Consider the following 17,559-nt stretch of genomic DNA (forward strand, 5'->3'; position numbering starts at 1 on the left):
TTTGTAACAGTGTGTATTACTAATAGATATTGAAATATGAAATCAAAAAAGAAACATACAAATCAGGACTTTGAAGTAGTTGACGGCATCGGGAAATATATGGATGACGACATTCAGAGGATAATAGAAGGCAAACAGCTCGAATTGGGCGACAGAGAATTGCCTCCTTTTGATGAATATCGTATTTATAAGAATATTCAGGAAGCCGTGATGCGGGAAGAAAAACGAAAGAACAGGAGAATCAGGATGCCATTGTTCTTTAAGTGGACGGTGGCCTGTGCAATTGTTTTGCTAGTGATAGGTGTAGGATATAATTTCTATCAAAGTCGTAGTGAGGCAAACCTTGTTTATCGGGAGGTCTGTGCTGTAAGGGGTGAAAAGCTACTCGTATTACTTCCTGATGGTAGCCGGGTGTGGTTAAATGCCGATTCTAAATTGACCTATCCGGAACAGTTTGCAAAATACAACAGGAATGTTACGCTGGAAGGAGAGGCTTATTTTGAGATAGCAGAAAACAAGAAATCCCCTTTTCAGGTGCTTGCCGAGAATGTGAAAATACAAGTGACGGGAACGTGTTTCAATGTAAAAGCATACGCTTCGGATAAGGTAATCAAAACTACACTCGACGAAGGAAGTATAAATATCGGGCATGTGCAAAGCCGCAGGCCTATGCAGCAAATGCTTCCCGGACAAACTGCAGTTTATGAAAAAAGGAGTAATGTAATAAAAATAAAAACTGATAGATATCACGATGATGCTTCGAGTTGGAAAAGCAACCGGCTTATTTTCAGAAATGCATCATTGAAAGAGGTGCTTACAACACTCTCGCGGCATTTTGATATAGAGATTACAGTTAAAAACGAAAAGATTGCTTCGTTTACGTACGACTTCGTTTGTAAAGGGAACGATTTGAACTATGTGTTGGAGGTGATGCAATCCATAACACCGGTTAGCTTTAAAAAAATATCAGAATATACATATACTGTTGAATAAGTAAACTTAATCTAATAACAAAAACAAATTTATGAAAGCACTTTTAAAGCCCATTGTATGGGTATGCCTTTTCTTTTTTGCGTATCAAAGTACGTATGCACAGGCTCTTAAAATAATGAGCTATAATTGCCGGATGTCCGGGGAAATGACCGGTTACTCGGTGAAGGAGTATGCTGTATTTATCAGGAAATACAATCCGGATGTTGTAATGTTGCAAGAGATAGATTACAACACAAAAAGGAATAAAAATCAGGATTTCACCACTCAATTGGCTGCGGAGTTGGGATTGTTTTCCGTATTCGGGAAAGCGATGGATACTGGTGGTGGAGAATATGGAGTAGCTATCCTTTCAAAATATCCTTTTGTTTATATCAATAACAAAAATTTTGAAGGTATAGACGGAGCCAAAGAACCCCGGACGCTATTATATGTAGATATTCAGGAACCGGGAACTTCAGACGTAATCAGGATAGGAACGACTCACTTGGATCATTCGACAGACCTGATAAGGAGCGCAATGGCCGAACAGATTAATGAGCGGATTGGTACGGGAGATACCCCGACACTGCTAGGGGGAGATTTTAATGCCCGGACCGACTCTAATGTGATTTGTGAGGTAATGAAGAACTGGCAGAGAATCTGTGATGATACATTCACCTATCCGGCAGATCAGCCGACAATCAAGATTGATTATATATTCGGACTTCCACAGAATAAGTGGAAAGTGAAATCGTTTAAAGTTTTATCTAATCCGGAGGTTTCTGACCACAGGGCTTTGTTTGCTGAAGTTGAATTTGTAAAATGAATGAAATATGAAATCAAACTATCTATATCTGCTATTTATATGTGTCATCTCTTGCCTGTTCGTTTCATGTAGTGATGAGGATAACAAGGGAGAAGATATTCCGGAATGGAACCGGTTCAGAACAACTAACGTATTGGTTTATGCACACTTGTCAGAGCAAAATTTATTTAGCTCTTGTAGTTATAAAGAGGTGGCGTCATCTATCAGAAACACTGTTCATTCAGTGGCATTGCTGGACAGGACGAACGCTGTCTATGGGCAAACAGCAATCATAAATACGGGTACGGAGACTGCTAGAGAAAGTAAGAAAGTGCCGGTGTTTGTACCTGTCAGCTATAGTAACGGAGAGAAAAAGATAATCGGCAGTACTGTGCTTTTTCCTTCTACTATTTCCGAAATGACACAATATGTAGTAAAAAACGATTGCAGATATCTTGAAACAAAAACAAAAGCAGTGAACGGAGTAGATATGCTCTTCTGTTCTGTATCATTAAATAGTGAAGACCTGATAGCTCCGGCTGTCAACGTTTTCAAGAAAAAGGTAAACGAACAGACGGTTCTGGTAGGCACTGTTAAACGTGCGTTATTGCCTAATCTTGAGTCGGCAATTACTTCTAACTTAACTTCTGATACCTATTCTTTTGTAGAAGTGGAAAATAGAAATAGAGACTCCGAGTATTGTATATTTGTCCTGACTTCACACAAATGGGCTTTTAGGGGGGTAACCGAAACAAGTGTAAGCGGAGATTTACATTGTTTTCAATTACAAATCGAATCTTTAAAATAAAAAATGAACGGTCATGAAGCAATATATCAAAAATATAATGATCCTGATACTTGCCCTTCCATGGGGTTTGTTGTTGACAAATTGTAGTGATAGTGAGTCCGATTATTCGGACGACAACGCGTATCCGCCACCTACTGTAGAACTAACTTCTCCTTCCGAGATAGATGTGGTGGAGTATAACTCGACGGTGACTGTATCTGCCAGAAGTTTTTCAGCTGTGGGTATACATAGCATATATGCTACCTTGTTGAAGATGGATGAGAATGGAGAATATGAAGAGATAAACGCGACTGAACGTCAACGTTTAAAGATAGATACCTTGCAAACTGATATGACACTTGAATTTGACTTGAATGTCAAGGTCAACACGCGTGAAGCAGCCGGGATACTGGTAACATCAACGGACGTTTTGACAAAAACGGCACAAAAGGTAATACCTATTAAAAAGATAACCAAACTTCCATCCCAGATATTCACCGAACCATCAGATTTCCCTGTTTTAGTACCCGATGAAGAGGTTTCTCTGTCTGTAGTGATTCGTTCAGCTGTGGGCATTAAGTCTATAAAACATACGTTGTGTAATAAAGTACTGGGTGACCTGAAGGAATATACGACTATTCCGGTATCAGGCAATCCGTTGGAAATGGAATTTATCCTAAAAACTGTCGTAGACAATAAAGAGACCAATGGAATCAAGATTGTGGTAGAAGATATAGAGGGGTTGAAAGAGGAAAAGATTATCAATATCGAAGGTCTTGAGGGTGTTGACAATAATGTTGCGCTTGTTTTCAGCGATATCGAAATGGCACCCGAATGGGAACATTCAACAGAACCGGATCAACCTTATATTTTCTCCATAGAGGGAATAATGATACGGGGTGTGCAGAAACATGTATTAAGCTTGAAGGAAATTAAAGGATATGGCTCAAAGGCAAATAGCGTAGACTTTGCTTTCATCAATATATGGAGAAATCCGAGCTTTGTTGCCGTTAAAAACAGAGGTTTCTCTTATGTCAGTGCGTCAAGAATTAATGGAGGGCCGATAGGGAGAGCTTACGATGTGAATGACTGGATCAAACCGGCAGGTGTTGCTACCAACAAAACGTTGTTTACTCTTATACCTGATGATAAGGTTACTGATCTTGGTATTGATGTGATGATGGCGAACGCGGCTTCGGACGTCAAGACTTTTGAGGCGTTGAATGTATTGGAAAGTATAGCTAAAGGAGGTGCCGATATGTTAATGCAAAGAGTCAATGCGTCTGATGGATATCCGAATGATCCTTGTAGTTTGCAGATAAAAGACGGTTCTTATATTGCCTTTGTTACTGCGGCGGGCAAATATGGTGTCATTCATGTCATTGAAGCCGCAAATGATACCGATGCGTTAGTTGCCGGAGGATGTAAAATAGCTACTCCTACAGGAGTGGTAGGAAGCCAGGGGCCAGCCTACTCGGGAGCTGGCATAACTGGACTCACTTATGACGGTGTGGCATTACTTTACGGACGTATCTGTAAGTTGAAAATTGTGGTTCAGAAGTAAGGTTATTATAAATTAAGGAATAAAGAACAATACATTTATATTTTGATGTTAACTACCGCAACTTTTTTTGCTTGTGGCTTCTTTTTAACTTCACATTCTCCATTAGCTAATAAAAATTCGTTCCACCTAAGTTGAATATATGTTTTCACCTTAAAATAGAGAACATACATCCAACTTTAGTAGAACGAAAACTAAAATGTAGATTAAATAAATATTTATGAAAGAACAGGAAATAAACATAGCCTCATAACAGACAATCTTTTATAATCATCCATATGATAAGTTTAGCTTAAATTCACAGTACTTATTTTGCTTTTTTCTTTTTCTTCGCGTTATCCTTCTTACGCATATCCTGATACTTCTTATATTGTTCATCGGTCAGAATGCTTTTTATTTTAGCATCGACTTCCTTCTTTTTCTTTTGCATTTCTTCTCGTGAAGGTTTTTCATCCGATTTATTTTTTGCAGGTTTCATCTCTTCCATTGCAGCTTTAAAATCTTTGGCCTGCTTTTCATTCAGTCCCAAATCGGTAACCATTTTTTCTATGCGTTTCTCTCTATCAGCTTTTCCTTTCTGATGATTTTGAGCCATACATACAGTTGAGCCAATCAATAGTGCAACTGCCAAACTTAAAATTTGCTTTCTCATAATTCTAAATATCATATTAAGTGAGTAATGTATGTTAGACCTCACAAAAGCTTGAAAGTTAATTCTACGATGAAAAGAAAATCTGCTTTTTTACATTATTTATTGTTTCTCCACATTATAAATATTCAGCCGGATATGAGTGTCATTCAATTATTTCCATTACTCTTCCCTACCTCCTCCTAGTGCCTGATACAGATTGATTATTCCTTGTATCTCCTGAAACCGGTTACTCACCTGTGTCAACTGTGCTGTCAGTAGAGTTTGCTGGGCGGTGAGGACTTCAAGATAAGTGGAATTTCCATGTTGCATAAGCAGCTGTGTGCTGGTAACAGCCGTTTGTAGAGAAGAGATCTGACGCTGGTAAAGATCGGATTTATCCCGGGCCGTTTGATTTTGCTTCAAAGCATTGTTCACTTCAGCACCGGCATTGAGTAGGGTCTGCGTGAAAGACAACTTCGCTTCTTCCTGTTGCGCTTTAGCAATTTTTAGACGGGCCATATTCTGCCCCTTATTAAATAAGGGCTGCGTAAGGGAGCCAACAGCTGACAGCAACAACTTACCCGGATTCATAACCACCTCACCTACTCCATTTGTCCACCCGGCAGAACCGCTGAGGGTGATGGATGGATAAAAGGCAGAGCGGGCCTCATTAGTCGTGTAAAAGGCTTGCACTAAAGCCAATTCTGATGATCTGACATCAGGACGATTAGCAAGAAGTTGTAAAGGGATACCTACGGATAAATCCTGTGGCAAAACCTGTCCGTCCAGTGTGCCACGACGGATAAATTGCGGAGTTTCTCCCAGCATCAGACAAAGACTGTTTTCCGCCTGCCTGATTTGTTCCTTTAGATCCAAAACAGTGGTACAGATGGAATAGTAGGTGGCTTCGGTTTGTGCCAAACCTGCTTCGTTACCTTGACCGGCATTTTTCAGAGCTTGCATAACGCGTACACTTTCTTTCCATTTTACTTCTGTTTCCTCGGAGATGGCCAATTGAGCATCCAGCATTAAAAGTGTGTAATAGGTATTCGCCAGATTGGCTATCAATTGTGTCTTAACAGCGAGTTCATATTCCTGACTTTGAATATAAAGAGCTTTAGCACGACGGTTGGCATTCGTCAGCCGACCGAAGATATCAATTTCCCAAGAGGAAGTAATAGGCAGGGAATAGCTCTGTCCAGCTTTCCCCTTATCGAAACTACTTACAGTGCCCTGCGGTGAAAAAGCGAATGAGGGCAGATAAGCCAGGCGGGCCGAACTAAGCGAAGCACGGGCTTCTTCCACTCGCCAGTGAGCGGACTGTAGATCAGTGTTATTCCGCAACCCCTGCTCAATGAGGGATTGCAGATGAGGATCGACGAACAATTGACGCCAATTCAACTTGGCAATATTATGAATTGTATCAGAAACCGTTTCCGCCGCCCCAAAAAGATCTTCGGGGACGGTCGTTGCCGGTTGATATTTTGTATAGATGCCGCAACTACTCAGCATGAGCGTCGTTATGGCAAGGGTGATGATATTTCTTTTCATCTCTTCTTATTCTCCAAATATTGTTTTCTTTCTTCATCGGCTTTCTCCACCTCTTCTTTTATCTGCCAGTCAGCAACAGTGGCATCAAACTGAATCGGTCGCACTTTCTCCTGTATTGCCTGGAAGACAATAAACATAGCCGGCACAATGAATAACAGTGCCAATGTACCCACCAGCATACCGCCTACCACACCCGTACCGAGTGAACTGTTTCCGTTGGCTCCTACGCCAGATGCTAACATCAGAGGTACCATACCGAAAATCATAGTCAGCGCTGTCATAAGAATAGGACGCAAACGATCTTTAGCAGCAATAAGCGCAGCAGACGTCAGACTCATACCGGCACGACGGCGCTCGGTAGCATATTCGGTGAGAAGAATAGCTGTTTTTGCCAACAGACCGATAAGCATGATAAGTCCCGTTTGCAGATAGATATTATTTTCCAATCCAAGCAATTTGGCAAAGAGGAAGCTACCCATCAATCCGGCCGGAACACTAAGCAGGACGGCAAACGGAACGAAGAAACTCTCATAAAGCGCACTCAATAGCAGATAAACCATCAATAGGCAGATAGCAAAGATCACGATGGTGGTATTACTCTGATTGCTCTCCTCTCGCGCCAGTCCGCCAAAATCGAAATCATAGTTGGCGGGAAGCACACGGGCAGCAGTTTCCTGTACGGCACGGATGGCTTCACCCGAACTGTACCCTTCGGCAGGCATGGCATTGAGTGCAATGGAGTTATACATATTAAAACGGTTCAGGCTCTCGGCTCCATATACTTTGGTCAGTGTGACGAACTGACTCAACGGTGCCATCTCTCCATTGCTCAAGCGGACAAAATGACGGTTGAGCGAAGCCTCATCCAAACGATAATTCGGATCAGCTTGCACCATCACACGATAGACGCGCGAAAAGCGGTTAAAGTTACTGACATAGCTACCTCCATAATATCCCCCCAAGGTAGAAAGTACCTCATCAGGCATGATTCCGGCACGCAGACACTTAGCAGCATCCACATCGACCTGCCACTGGGGATAGTTGATTTCGAAAGATGAAAAAGCCATTGCCAGTTCAGGCCGCTGATTCAACGAGTCGATAAACTGGCGAGTGATGCTGAAAAACTCTGTGAGATCACCTCCAGCCTTGTCCTGCATTTGGATATCGAGCGCATTACCCATATCATAACCAGGTATCATACCCGGAGCCATGGCAAAAACTGTGGCATCCTTGATATCTCCGGTACGGGCATAAATCTGTCCGATTACTGCCTGCACATGATCTTCTTCCTCCGGTCGTTCATCCCACGGAGTAAGGCGAACAAAGAAAATACCGGAAGAATTACCCGCACCACCCATTGACCAACCGGTCACTTTGAGTACCTGTTTCACCTGTGGGATTTGCTGAATACGTTCTTCTACACGGTTCATAATGCCATCGGTAGCATAGAGTGAGTTACCCGGCGCAGTGGATACGGCAACAAATACCAGTCCCTGATCTTCATCGGGCACAAGGCCTGTTTTGGTGCTGTTCATCAACAAGGCAAGGATTACGACTGTCCCGGCAACAAAGGCGCCTGTCAACCATTTGCGACGGATAAAGAAGAGAACTCCTTATTTTATACCGCTCTGACAATGATTCGAACGCAGTGTTGAACGCACGGCGGAAACGGGCTGCGAAGTTTTGCTTCTGTGTGCCGTCCTCATTGGTATAGGGTCGCAGAATCAAGGCGCAGAGGGCAGGACTTAGTGTCAATGCATTGATGGTAGAAATACCTACCGCCACAGCCATTGTCAGACCGAACTGCGTATAGAATGTACCCGAAGTCCCACTCATGAAAGACACCGGAATAAATACCGCCATAAACACCAGTGAAGTGGTAACGATAGCACCCGACAGTCCTTTCATTGCATCCACACTGGCCATATAGGGCGAACGGTAGCCGGAATCGAACTTGGATTGCACTGCCTCGACCACAATAATGGCATCATCCACCACTGTACCGATGACCAGCACTAATGCGAAAAGCGTAATCAAATTGATACTGAATCCTACCAACGCCATGAAAGCGAAAGTTCCGATAAGAGAAACAAAAATACCCACCAGCGGAATAAGTGTAGAACGAATATCCTGTAAGAAAACATATACCACAAGGATTACCAGCAGAATCGCTTCAATCAGTGTCTTCAATACCTCATGGATAGAGGCGAAGAGAAATTCGTTAGTACTCATCAGCTGGGTTATTTCCGCCCCTTTGGGGAGACGTTTGGAAGCGTCTGCCAGAAAAGCGTCAATCTCACGATTAATCTCTGTGGCATTAGAACCGGCAGTCTGATAAACCATACATGACACACCGGGTTTACCATTGAAACTACCTTGATAAGAATACGATTCTTGTCCGAGACTGATGTTGGCAATCTCTTTTAAACGAAGTACCTCACCATTCTTAGTGCTGCGGATCACGATCTCTCCAAATTCTTCGGGAGTCATCAATCGACCGCGGTATTTCATGGTATACGCTTTAGCTTCCTTGGAATTCTCACCAATAGAGCCTGTTGCAGCTTCAATGTTTTGTGAGGCCAGTGCGGCAGTCACATCGGAAGGAATCAGTTTGTACTGCGCCATGACGTCAGGTTTAAGCCATACACGCATGGAATAGACACCACCCATCACCTGCACATCTCCCACTCCGGAAATACGCAAGATAGCAGGTTTCAAATTAATATTGATATAGTTCGAGAGAAAGTTCTCGTCTAATGAGCTATCAGGACTATGCAAGGTAAATATCTGGAGCATACCGTTCTGTCGCTTGTTGACACTGACACCCACACGGGTCACTTCCGCAGGAAGTTGTCCGGCAGCTTTCGACACACGGTTCTGTACATTGACAGCGGCCATGTCCGGATTGGTACCTTGTTTAAAGTAAATGGTTATTTCGGCTGAACCGGCATTGGAAGCACTGGAAGTCATATAAGTCATATCTTCCACACCATTGATGGCTTCCTCCAACGGAGCGATGACACTCTTCTGCACCGTTTCAGCACTGGCACCGTCGTATGCAGTGTACACCTGAACGGTAGGAGGGGCAATATCGGGATATTGCTCCACGGGTAGGGTGAATAACCCGATAATCCCCACCACTACAATCACAATGGAAAGGACGGCGGAGAGCACGGGACGTTCTATAAATATTCGTAAGTTCATTGTTTCTTCAATTTTGAGTTAGTTACTTCTTCTTTGTTATCGGCATTCCATCCTGTAGCAATCCGACACCTTCTGTCACGATTTCATCCCCTATGGCAAGTCCGGTCGTCACGATGTAATCCTGTCCACCGTCCACACGTTCCACACTTACTTGGGTAGAATGCGTTTTACCATCCACTACCTTATAGACAAAGACCTTGTCCTGCACTTCGTAAGTTGCCGCACGAGGAATGATGATACCGTCCTTGTAGACCGATGGAACCACCACATTCCCCGAACTTCCACTATGTAGCAGTCCGTTCTTGTTGGGAAATGCAGCCCGTACACTGACGGTTCCTGTCGAAGCATCCACTACTCCGCTGATAGTTGCTATAATACCTTTTTCTTCGTAGGTAGTCCGGTCATTCAGCACCAGTTCGATGGCAGGCATCGACTGCAAAGCCTTCTCTTTAGAACCATATTGGCGAATGAGTCCTAAGAGTTGATTTTCCGTCATTGAGAAGTAAACATACATGTCCGAGTTGTCTGATACGGTAGTCAGTGGTTGTGCCATTCCGGCACTGACAAGCGTACCAACGCGATAGGGCAATGTGCCGATCACTCCATCCGAGGGACTTTTCACTTCGGTGTAGGAAAGATCATTGGCAGCACTCAACTCCTGCGCCTTGGCTTGTGCGCGTCCGGCTTTTGCCATCAACAGATTATTCTCGGCCGTTTTCAATTCATAAGCCGAAATGACGTTTTGAGTGAAGAGTTCTTTCTTGCTATCGTAGGTTAGTTGTGCCGTAGCCAATGTAGCATCGGCTGCTTCCATATTCGCCCGGGCTGTGGCCAAAGCTGCCTGATAAGGAACCTGGTCGATGATGAAAAGCACTTGTCCACGTTTCACCGCCTGTCCCTCGTTTACACACAATCGGGTGATGGTTCCCGTCACCTGCGGGAAGATAGCAATATCCTGCTTACCCTGGATAGCTGCCGGGTATTGGGTAGAAAGAGTTTTATTGACTGGTGCTACCTGCATCGTCGCATATTCCGGTACAGACTGCGAATATTCTCCTCCGTTCTTGCATCCGGCAAGAGTAAGGAGTATTGTCAGCATGAAGATTTGCCACATTTTGTTTGTTTCCATTTTCATAAAATTCAATGTATTATAGTGATTGATTAGTTTTCACAAGAGCGGTGCAAAAGTAGGTGTCAGCACCCTCTCCCGCAATGCAATTCTGATCAAAGCCGGATTTTTGGGGGACGAAACCGCAGAGATAAGTGGTGAAACGGAATGAACGGAGCCCAATATCTATTCTCCCAATATAAAGTTGTGATAAAGATGTAATGCTATTTGGTATTATTTACTACTTTTGCCCAAACAAAGAAAAGAGTCCATCCTAATAGATAGACTTGATTACGCCGTTATGATAAGAAAACGTATTTATCTCACAGCCGCAATATTCCTGCTTGTGGTAAGCTTTTCCGCTTACTACCTCTATCGTGTGAACCGCTCTGCACGCAGCCGCCTGGAGTATGCCAACGGTCTCATTGAAGTGAATCCGCGAAAAGCACTGGCAGATGTGGAACAAATAAACCGTACTTTCTTGAGCGAAAGGAATTACATGATGTGCGATTTAGTAAAAGCCGGTGCTCTCATCGGCATGCAGGAATATCTTGTGCCGGATTCGCTACTTAACATCGTCAGCCCTTACTTCAAATATAAAGCGGACTCACTACACCTGACTGAAATATATTACTACCGGGGCGAGATAGCCCGTCACTCTAATTTCCTGCTTGAAGCCGTAGAATATTTCACCCTCTGTACACAATACAACAACGATGTGTACGATCTTCGCGAACTGAACTTCTACCTCAACAACTTCAAAGGGCAGGTTTACCACACTAAACACATGATGAAAGAAGAGAAAGAGGCCAAACTCGCCGCCCTCTCTCTGGCCAAGGAGCTAAACAACCCCTCTCTCATTGCCGAAGCCTACTCTGAACTCACCCACTATTACGCCCGGACAAATGATGGTGATGAGAGTATCCCTCTGTTCAAAACTGCCTCTATGAAAGGTTACTCTGGCTCCTTGCAAGCCCGGTTGCTATTCCTCCTCAGTGAAAAATATGCCGACAAGCACATGCCTGACTCCGCTCGTATCTATGCGCTGCAAATCCCGCATTTATATCAGGACTCAGTCGACTATCTGCTCGGCAAGATACATTCCGATCTTCAACAAATCGATTCCGCTCGTTTTTACCTAAACCGAAGCAGTCAGAGCAACAACCCCTTCATCTGTCTGAAAGCCTATCGCCAGTTGACTGATCTGAATATACGTACCGGTTCTCTCAATGGTGTATCAGACTGCTTGGAAAGGCTGACGCACTATCAAGCACAGATAGACAGCATCGCTTATAACAAGGACCTCGCTCAAATTGAGAATATGGACAAACTTCGAAAAACGATCCGTGACTCCGAAGTCGCAGAGGCAGAATACTACCGGTACTGGGTCTTCTATTGCTGGATTATTGTCATTGCTTTTACCGTCATCCTCATTCTAATGTCTATCTCCATTGTTCTGCAAAAGAAGAAAAAAAATCTGCAACTGAAACGTCAGCAATCACGTCTTGATGCACTGAAGATGCAGATAGACCCGCATTTTATATTCAATAATCTTAGCATCCTGCTCGACCTAGTAGAGACGGGAGATGCCACAGCTCCCATCTACATCAAATGTCTCTCCAAAGTTTACCGGCATATCGTAGCTAATGTCGATAAAAACCTTTCATCCGTTGCTGATGAATTATCCAGTTTGGAGGCTTATATCTTCCTACTCAAAATACGTTTTGAGGATGCCATACAGGTAGAAATACAAGTACAGGACGCTATCCGCGAGAGACAGATCCCTCCCATTGTATTGCAGATGTTACTGGAAAATGCCATCAAGCACAATCAAGTGTCAGAAGAAGCACCGCTATTCATCCGTGTATATTCCGACGGGGATAAATTGGTAGTGGAAAACAACTGTAAACCTCTTACTCCGAACTCTTCCACCCACCACATCGGGCTGCGAAATATCAAAGAGCGGTATCAGCTCACAGGTGCTCCCGCCCCTGAAATCTATCAGGATGAACACATCTATCGTGTCACCCTTTCAACGCTTTAAACGAAATGATAAATTCCATGAAAGTTCTAATAATAGAAGACGAAAACCACAGTGCCGAACGCCTGCAACGCTACATCCGCACACTGCACCCTGATTACGAAATTTCCGGCATCACCAAGAGTATTGTCCAAAGTATAGATTTCCTCCAACGGAAGCAGCCGGATCTGATATTCTCCGACATCCGCCTACAGGATGGATTAAGTTTCGACATTTTCCGCCAAATAAAGATAGTCTCGCCCATCATTTTCACCACTGCCTATGACCAGTATGCTATACAGGCATTTAAATTCAATAGTATCGACTATTTGCTGAAACCCATCGACTCGGATGAATTGGAAGCGGCTATACAAAAAGCGACAGAAAGAATATCCCGCTCATCTCCTGTGACCACTGCTCCAAAGCTGGAACAGCTATTGGAATACCTGGGTGGGGCTGTCCCTACCCCTCATTATCGGGAAAGATTTTTGGTGTCTCGCAAAGATGAATATATCACTATCGAAGTCCAGAACGTCTGTTTCATCCACTCTCAACAGAACATAACCCGCCTTTATCTGACGGATGGCATTTCTGCTACCATTCCTTACACATTGGACCAACTGGAAAAGGAAATGAACCCTGCTTCTTTCTTCCGTGCAAACCGTCAGCATATGATACAAGTGAGACATATTAAGAAAGTCAGCAACTGGTTCAACTATAAATTAAAGGTAGAAATGAATGGGTATCCGCAGGAGGAAATTTTGATAAGTCGGGAGAAAGCTGCTACATTCAAGAAATGGCTGGACAAATAGCGACTGGCTTGCTCTAAATTTATTGATGACATCAATGATTTGCTGCAGTGTCCTACCCAAGACTTCATTCGCCTGAATTGGCTTCCGCTTGAGATTTTTTGGGGGGCTACCCATAAAAAATAGCTGAAAATCATATGATTAACAGCTATTTTAAGTACCCAGACCCGGGGTCGAACCGGGATGGAAGTGAATCCACTGGTGTTTGAGACCAGCGCGTCTACCGATTCCGCCATCTGGGCGCATACTTGATTTCTCAATTGCGGTGCAAAGATACGACATTATTTTGAATCCACAATAGTTTGGCAAAAAAAAGGAGAAAAAAATAATAAAACATATCTTAAACACTTCTCTATTCAGAGAATAAACCGTACATTAGCAGAAACTTTAAAATAGAGTCACTATCATGACAAACCAGGATAATTATTGCGTGATTATGGGTGGCGGCATCGGAAGCCGCTTCTGGCCGTTTAGCCGCAAAACATTGCCCAAACAATTCTTGGATTTCTTCGGAACGGGTCGTTCACTTTTACAGCAGACTTTTGACCGGTTCCAAAAGGTTATTCCAACAGAAAACATTTTCATCGTTACCAATGCAATGTATGCAGACTTAGTGAAAGAACAATTGCCTGAAGTGAGCGAAAACCAAATTCTGCTGGAACCTGCAAGACGAAATACTGCTCCATGTATAGCATGGGCTTCTTACCATATCCGGGCACTGAATCCAAATGCCAATATCGTAGTTGCACCTTCAGACCATTTAATATTAAAAGAGGATGAATTTCTTGCCGCTATCGAAAAAGGACTTGATTTTGTTTCACGCTCTGAAAAGCTACTGACATTAGGTATTAAACCCAATCGTCCGGAAACAGGATATGGATATATACAAATAGATGAACCCGCAGGAGGAAACTTCTACAAAGTAAAAACATTCACTGAAAAACCTGAATTGGAATTAGCTAAAGTATTCGTAGAAAGCGGAGAATTTTACTGGAATTCCGGCCTGTTTATGTGGAATGTAAATACAATCATCAAAGCAAGTGAAGACTTGTTGCCTGAATTAGCTTCCAAACTGGCACCGGGAAAAGATATTTATGCCACCGATAAGGAAAAAGCATTTATTGAAGAAAATTTCCCCGCATGTCCTAATGTATCCATCGACTTCGGTATTATGGAAAAAGCGGATAACGTGTATGTATCGTTAGGAGATTTTGGCTGGTCTGACCTTGGAACCTGGGGATCACTTTATGACTTATCGGAAAGAGACCTGGAAGGCAATGTTACTCTGAAATGCCATTCGCTTATTTATAATAGTAAAGATAATATGGTAGTACTTCCAAAAGGAAAACTGGCCGTAATTGATGGATTGGAAGGATATCTAATAGCAGAATCAGACAACGTTCTTTTAATCTGCCGCAAAGATGAAGAACATGCCATCCGTAAATATGTGAATGATGCCCAAATGCAACTGGGTGACGATTTCATTTAGCAGCGTATAATACTTAGCTGCTACAACAAAAGCCGGATAAGACAATAATATAAACGATGAACGGTGAACTCTCTGCAAACAATCATGCAGTTCGTTCACCGTTCATCGTTTATTATATCGAAAAACTTTGTGTGTCCTTAAACAATCACAGGCCTTAGATAATTTCTATTCCCTGCTCTTTACAAAGCTGTAATCCCAGATCCTTCAATCTGAACTTCTGAATCTTTCCACTACCTGTCATCGGGAATTCATTCACAAAGAAGATATATTTCGGAATCTTATAACGGGATATCTTATTTCTACAAAAATCACGAACATCAGCTTCCTGCATTTTCACACCTTCCTGCAAGATAATAAATGCTCCGACCGCCTCACCGTATTTCTTAGAAGGAATACCTGCCACCTGAACATCTTTCACTCCATCAAGTTTATAAAGAAACTCCTCTATTTCGCGCGGATAAATATTCTCGCCACCCCGGATTATCATATCTTTGATACGTCCGGTAATCCGGTAATTTCCATCTTCATCCTTGATACCTAAATCACCGGAATGCAAGAAATTGTTTTCATCAAGCACTTCTGCTGTTGCTTCCGGATTTTTATAATATCCTTTCATGGTGTTATATCCACGGTTGCACATCTCACCTTGTACGCCAACCGGACATTCTTCACCAGTTTCCGGGTCGATCACTTTTACTTCCGTAAATTCAAAATCACGTCCTACCGTATTACAACGTACATCAAACGGATCATCAATACGAGAAGCTGTCATACCCGGTGCAGTCTCTGTCAGTCCATACACACTGGTCACCTTCATATACATTTTCTCCTCCACTTGCTTCATCAGTTCAACAGGACATAGAGAACCTGCCATAATACCTGTACGAAGACAAGACATATCAAAGAGATCAAACATCGGATGATGCAACTCGGCAATAAACATAGTCGGTACGCCATAAAGAGCCGTGCAACGTTCTTTATGAATGGAAGCCAATACAATCAGCGGATCGAAACGTTCCACCATTACTTGCGTACAACCATGAGTCAGACAGTTCATGGTGGCCAATACCACTCCGAAACAATGGAATAACGGAACACAGCAGCAAAGTTTATCATCCGCCGTGAACTTCATGTGTTCACCAGTCAGAAATCCATTATTGGCAATATTATAATGTGTCAGCATTACTCCCTTCGGAAAACCGGTAGTTCCCGATGTATATTGCATATTCACCACATCGTGACAATCCACCTTGCTTTTGAGTTCGCTCAAACAGTCGTCTTCCACATTATTTCCCAATAACAGAATCTCCGCTGTATTATACATACCACGATGTTTCTCCTGTCCTACATACACTACATTTCTCATGTACGGAAAACGTTCACTCTTCAAATGTCCGCGTTCACAGGTTTTCAATTCGGGAAGCATTGTATAGGTCATCTGCACAAAGTCACTGTCCTTCTCGCCATTCACGATACAAAGCGTATGCATATCCGAGTTCTGGCAAAGATACTCCAACTCCGATTGTTTATAGTTCGTATTTACAGTAACATATACCGCACCGATCTTCGCACAAGCATACAACAATGTCAACCAATCGGGAACATTAGCCGCCCAGATACCCACATGGGTACCACGTTCCACACCAATGGCGATAAGCCCTTTCGCCATATCATCCACACGACGGTTCAACTGACTCCAGGTAAAACGGAGATTGCGGTCGGAATAAACGATATATTCCTTATCGGGAGTCTCTTCAGCCCAGTGCTCGAGCCACTGCCCCAAAGTACGATCAAATAATTGCATGTAATTATACTTAAGTCTTGGTTCCTACTATTTCATTAAATTGGCGTGTAAACTACTGCCAGGATTTTTGCAGCCTGCCCCTCGTAAGCATGTACATGATGAGGAACAATGGAATCATAATAAATGCTATCACCCTCTTCCAGCAAATAGGTATTCTTGCCGTAGCTGATTTCCATGATACCTTCCATAACCATGATAAATTCTTCCCCTTCATGAGAAGAAAGCACGAAGTCGGTATCTTCCGTTGGCATCACATCGATAATAAACGGCTCCATGTGACGATCCGCCTTTGACTTGGACAACGAGTGGTATTCCATGTGTTTGCGAGAATGAATCGCGTTATTGGAGAAACTTATCGCATCTTTGGCTTCTTTCTTACGACAAACCACCGGTCCGACTTCATCCTGATCGTCAAGGAAAGTCCCCAGACGTACTCCCAATACACGCGCAATTTTAATTAGCGGTGCAAGAGAAGGTATATCAATGTTATTCTCAATACGTTCAACCTGTTCGATAGCCAAACCCGAACGTTGTGCCAACTCTTCTATGCTTATTGATTTATCTTCGCGGAGGGCTTTAATTTTTTCGCCAACAATCTTACTTGTATCCATTTTGAAAGCATTTTAGTTATCAAAGGTGATAAATTATAATAATCAAGCTGCAAAAATAGCAAAATCTTTAGATGAACACAATTATAACCGAAGAAAATACGACTATCAGGAAGAAAAAGAAAAAACTAAAAAAGAGGTTGTGCCAACGTTTTGACACAACCTCTTTTATATTTTACAGTTCTGCTATATTTTCTTTTGGCTATGCTG

General features: G+C 42.8%; 12 protein-coding genes, 1 tRNA gene and 1 pseudogene. 7 read left to right on the forward strand and 7 right to left on the reverse strand.

Annotated features, from left to right (window positions below):
- The first annotated feature begins 36 nt into the window (after window positions 1–36).
- The 4 genes from DWZ47_RS02545 to DWZ47_RS02560 are packed head-to-tail and all read left to right on the forward strand — an operon-like array spanning window position 37 to window position 4,128.
- A complete protein-coding gene (locus DWZ47_RS02545) occupies window positions 37–993 on the forward strand; it encodes a FecR family protein (protein WP_087317306.1) in 957 nt (318 codons plus the stop codon).
- A gap of 31 nt (window positions 994–1,024) precedes the next feature.
- Window positions 1,025–1,798, forward strand: a complete 774-nt coding sequence (locus DWZ47_RS02550; RefSeq protein ID WP_117512230.1) for an endonuclease/exonuclease/phosphatase family protein — start codon at window positions 1,025–1,027, stop codon at window positions 1,796–1,798.
- Window positions 1,799–1,805: 7 nt separating this feature from the next.
- On the forward strand, window positions 1,806–2,585 hold the full coding sequence (locus tag DWZ47_RS02555) for a hypothetical protein (protein WP_117512231.1): 780 nt from the start codon (window positions 1,806–1,808) through the stop codon (window positions 2,583–2,585).
- A 13-nt stretch (window positions 2,586–2,598) separates the two neighbouring features.
- The gene (locus DWZ47_RS02560) at window positions 2,599–4,128 is read left to right on the forward strand and encodes a hypothetical protein (RefSeq protein ID WP_117512232.1); all 1,530 of its coding nucleotides are present in this window, start codon (window positions 2,599–2,601) and stop codon (window positions 4,126–4,128) included.
- Window positions 4,129–4,432: 304 nt separating this feature from the next.
- Here DWZ47_RS02560 and DWZ47_RS02565 read toward each other — a convergent pair whose 3' ends face one another.
- From DWZ47_RS02565 to DWZ47_RS02580, 4 genes and pseudogenes are all read right to left on the reverse strand, one after another.
- Window positions 4,433–4,777 carry a hypothetical protein gene (locus DWZ47_RS02565; protein ID WP_009000942.1) on the reverse strand — a complete coding sequence of 115 codons (345 nt, stop codon included), beginning with the start codon at window positions 4,775–4,777 and terminating at the stop codon, window positions 4,433–4,435.
- A 159-nt stretch (window positions 4,778–4,936) separates the two neighbouring features.
- Entirely contained in the window at window positions 4,937–6,307 is a 1,371-nt protein-coding gene (locus DWZ47_RS02570) for a TolC family protein (protein WP_117512233.1), read from the reverse strand.
- Window positions 6,304–9,511, reverse strand: a pseudogene (locus DWZ47_RS02575) (efflux RND transporter permease subunit). Before DWZ47_RS02575 ends, DWZ47_RS02570 begins: the two are co-directional and overlap by 4 nt.
- Before the next feature lie 22 nt (window positions 9,512–9,533).
- The gene (locus DWZ47_RS02580; protein ID WP_233524995.1) at window positions 9,534–10,646 is read right to left on the reverse strand and encodes an efflux RND transporter periplasmic adaptor subunit; all 1,113 of its coding nucleotides are present in this window, start codon (window positions 10,644–10,646) and stop codon (window positions 9,534–9,536) included.
- A 274-nt stretch (window positions 10,647–10,920) separates the two neighbouring features.
- On the opposite strand from DWZ47_RS02580, the gene DWZ47_RS02585 reads away from it, so the two are divergent.
- Both DWZ47_RS02585 and DWZ47_RS02590 read left to right on the forward strand, forming a co-directional pair.
- Window positions 10,921–12,663, forward strand: a complete 1,743-nt coding sequence (locus DWZ47_RS02585) for a histidine kinase (protein WP_117512234.1) — start codon at window positions 10,921–10,923, stop codon at window positions 12,661–12,663.
- Between the two features lie 17 nt (window positions 12,664–12,680).
- Window positions 12,681–13,451: a LytR/AlgR family response regulator transcription factor gene (locus DWZ47_RS02590; RefSeq protein WP_182281596.1), complete on the forward strand. Its 771-nt coding sequence runs from the start codon at window positions 12,681–12,683 to the stop codon at window positions 13,449–13,451.
- A gap of 155 nt (window positions 13,452–13,606) precedes the next feature.
- On the opposite strand, the gene DWZ47_RS02595 is transcribed toward DWZ47_RS02590, so the two are convergent.
- Window positions 13,607–13,690: transfer RNA gene (locus DWZ47_RS02595), tRNA-Leu, on the reverse strand.
- Between the two features lie 164 nt (window positions 13,691–13,854).
- Between DWZ47_RS02595 and DWZ47_RS02600 the strand changes: the two genes are divergently transcribed.
- A complete protein-coding gene (locus DWZ47_RS02600; RefSeq protein WP_032844704.1) occupies window positions 13,855–14,937 on the forward strand; it encodes a mannose-1-phosphate guanylyltransferase in 1,083 nt (360 codons plus the stop codon).
- Window positions 14,938–15,091: 154 nt separating this feature from the next.
- Here DWZ47_RS02600 and DWZ47_RS02605 read toward each other — a convergent pair whose 3' ends face one another.
- The gene (locus DWZ47_RS02605) at window positions 15,092–16,741 is read right to left on the reverse strand and encodes an AMP-binding protein (protein WP_004296397.1); all 1,650 of its coding nucleotides are present in this window, start codon (window positions 16,739–16,741) and stop codon (window positions 15,092–15,094) included.
- Between the two features lie 35 nt (window positions 16,742–16,776).
- On the reverse strand, window positions 16,777–17,352 hold the full coding sequence (locus DWZ47_RS02610) for a helix-turn-helix domain-containing protein (protein WP_004296396.1): 576 nt from the start codon (window positions 17,350–17,352) through the stop codon (window positions 16,777–16,779).
- Window positions 17,353–17,559 lie beyond the last annotated feature (207 nt).

This window comes from Bacteroides sp. AF32-8BH (assembly GCF_003435205.1).
Lineage (GTDB): Bacteria > Bacteroidota > Bacteroidia > Bacteroidales > Bacteroidaceae > Bacteroides > Bacteroides ovatus.

What these genes read in the sequence shown, in the direction of transcription:
- DWZ47_RS02545 (WP_087317306.1), top strand. Translation starts at nt 37, where the DNA reads ATGAAATCAAAAAAGAAACATACAAATCAGGACTTTGAAGTAGTTGAC.
- DWZ47_RS02550 (WP_117512230.1), top strand. Translation starts at nt 1,025, where the DNA reads ATGAAAGCACTTTTAAAGCCCATTGTATGGGTATGCCTTTTCTTTTTT.
- DWZ47_RS02555 (WP_117512231.1), top strand. Translation starts at nt 1,806, where the DNA reads ATGAAATCAAACTATCTATATCTGCTATTTATATGTGTCATCTCTTGC.
- DWZ47_RS02560 (WP_117512232.1), top strand. Translation starts at nt 2,599, where the DNA reads ATGAAGCAATATATCAAAAATATAATGATCCTGATACTTGCCCTTCCA.
- DWZ47_RS02565 (WP_009000942.1), bottom strand. Translation starts at nt 4,777, where the DNA reads ATGAGAAAGCAAATTTTAAGTTTGGCAGTTGCACTATTGATTGGCTCA.
- DWZ47_RS02570 (WP_117512233.1), bottom strand. Translation starts at nt 6,307, where the DNA reads ATGAAAAGAAATATCATCACCCTTGCCATAACGACGCTCATGCTGAGT.
- DWZ47_RS02580 (WP_233524995.1), bottom strand. Translation starts at nt 10,646, where the DNA reads ATGAAAATGGAAACAAACAAAATGTGGCAAATCTTCATGCTGACAATA.
- DWZ47_RS02585 (WP_117512234.1), top strand. Translation starts at nt 10,921, where the DNA reads ATGATAAGAAAACGTATTTATCTCACAGCCGCAATATTCCTGCTTGTG.
- DWZ47_RS02590 (WP_182281596.1), top strand. Translation starts at nt 12,681, where the DNA reads ATGAAAGTTCTAATAATAGAAGACGAAAACCACAGTGCCGAACGCCTG.
- DWZ47_RS02600 (WP_032844704.1), top strand. Translation starts at nt 13,855, where the DNA reads ATGACAAACCAGGATAATTATTGCGTGATTATGGGTGGCGGCATCGGA.
- DWZ47_RS02605 (WP_004296397.1), bottom strand. Translation starts at nt 16,741, where the DNA reads ATGCAATTATTTGATCGTACTTTGGGGCAGTGGCTCGAGCACTGGGCT.
- DWZ47_RS02610 (WP_004296396.1), bottom strand. Translation starts at nt 17,352, where the DNA reads ATGGATACAAGTAAGATTGTTGGCGAAAAAATTAAAGCCCTCCGCGAA.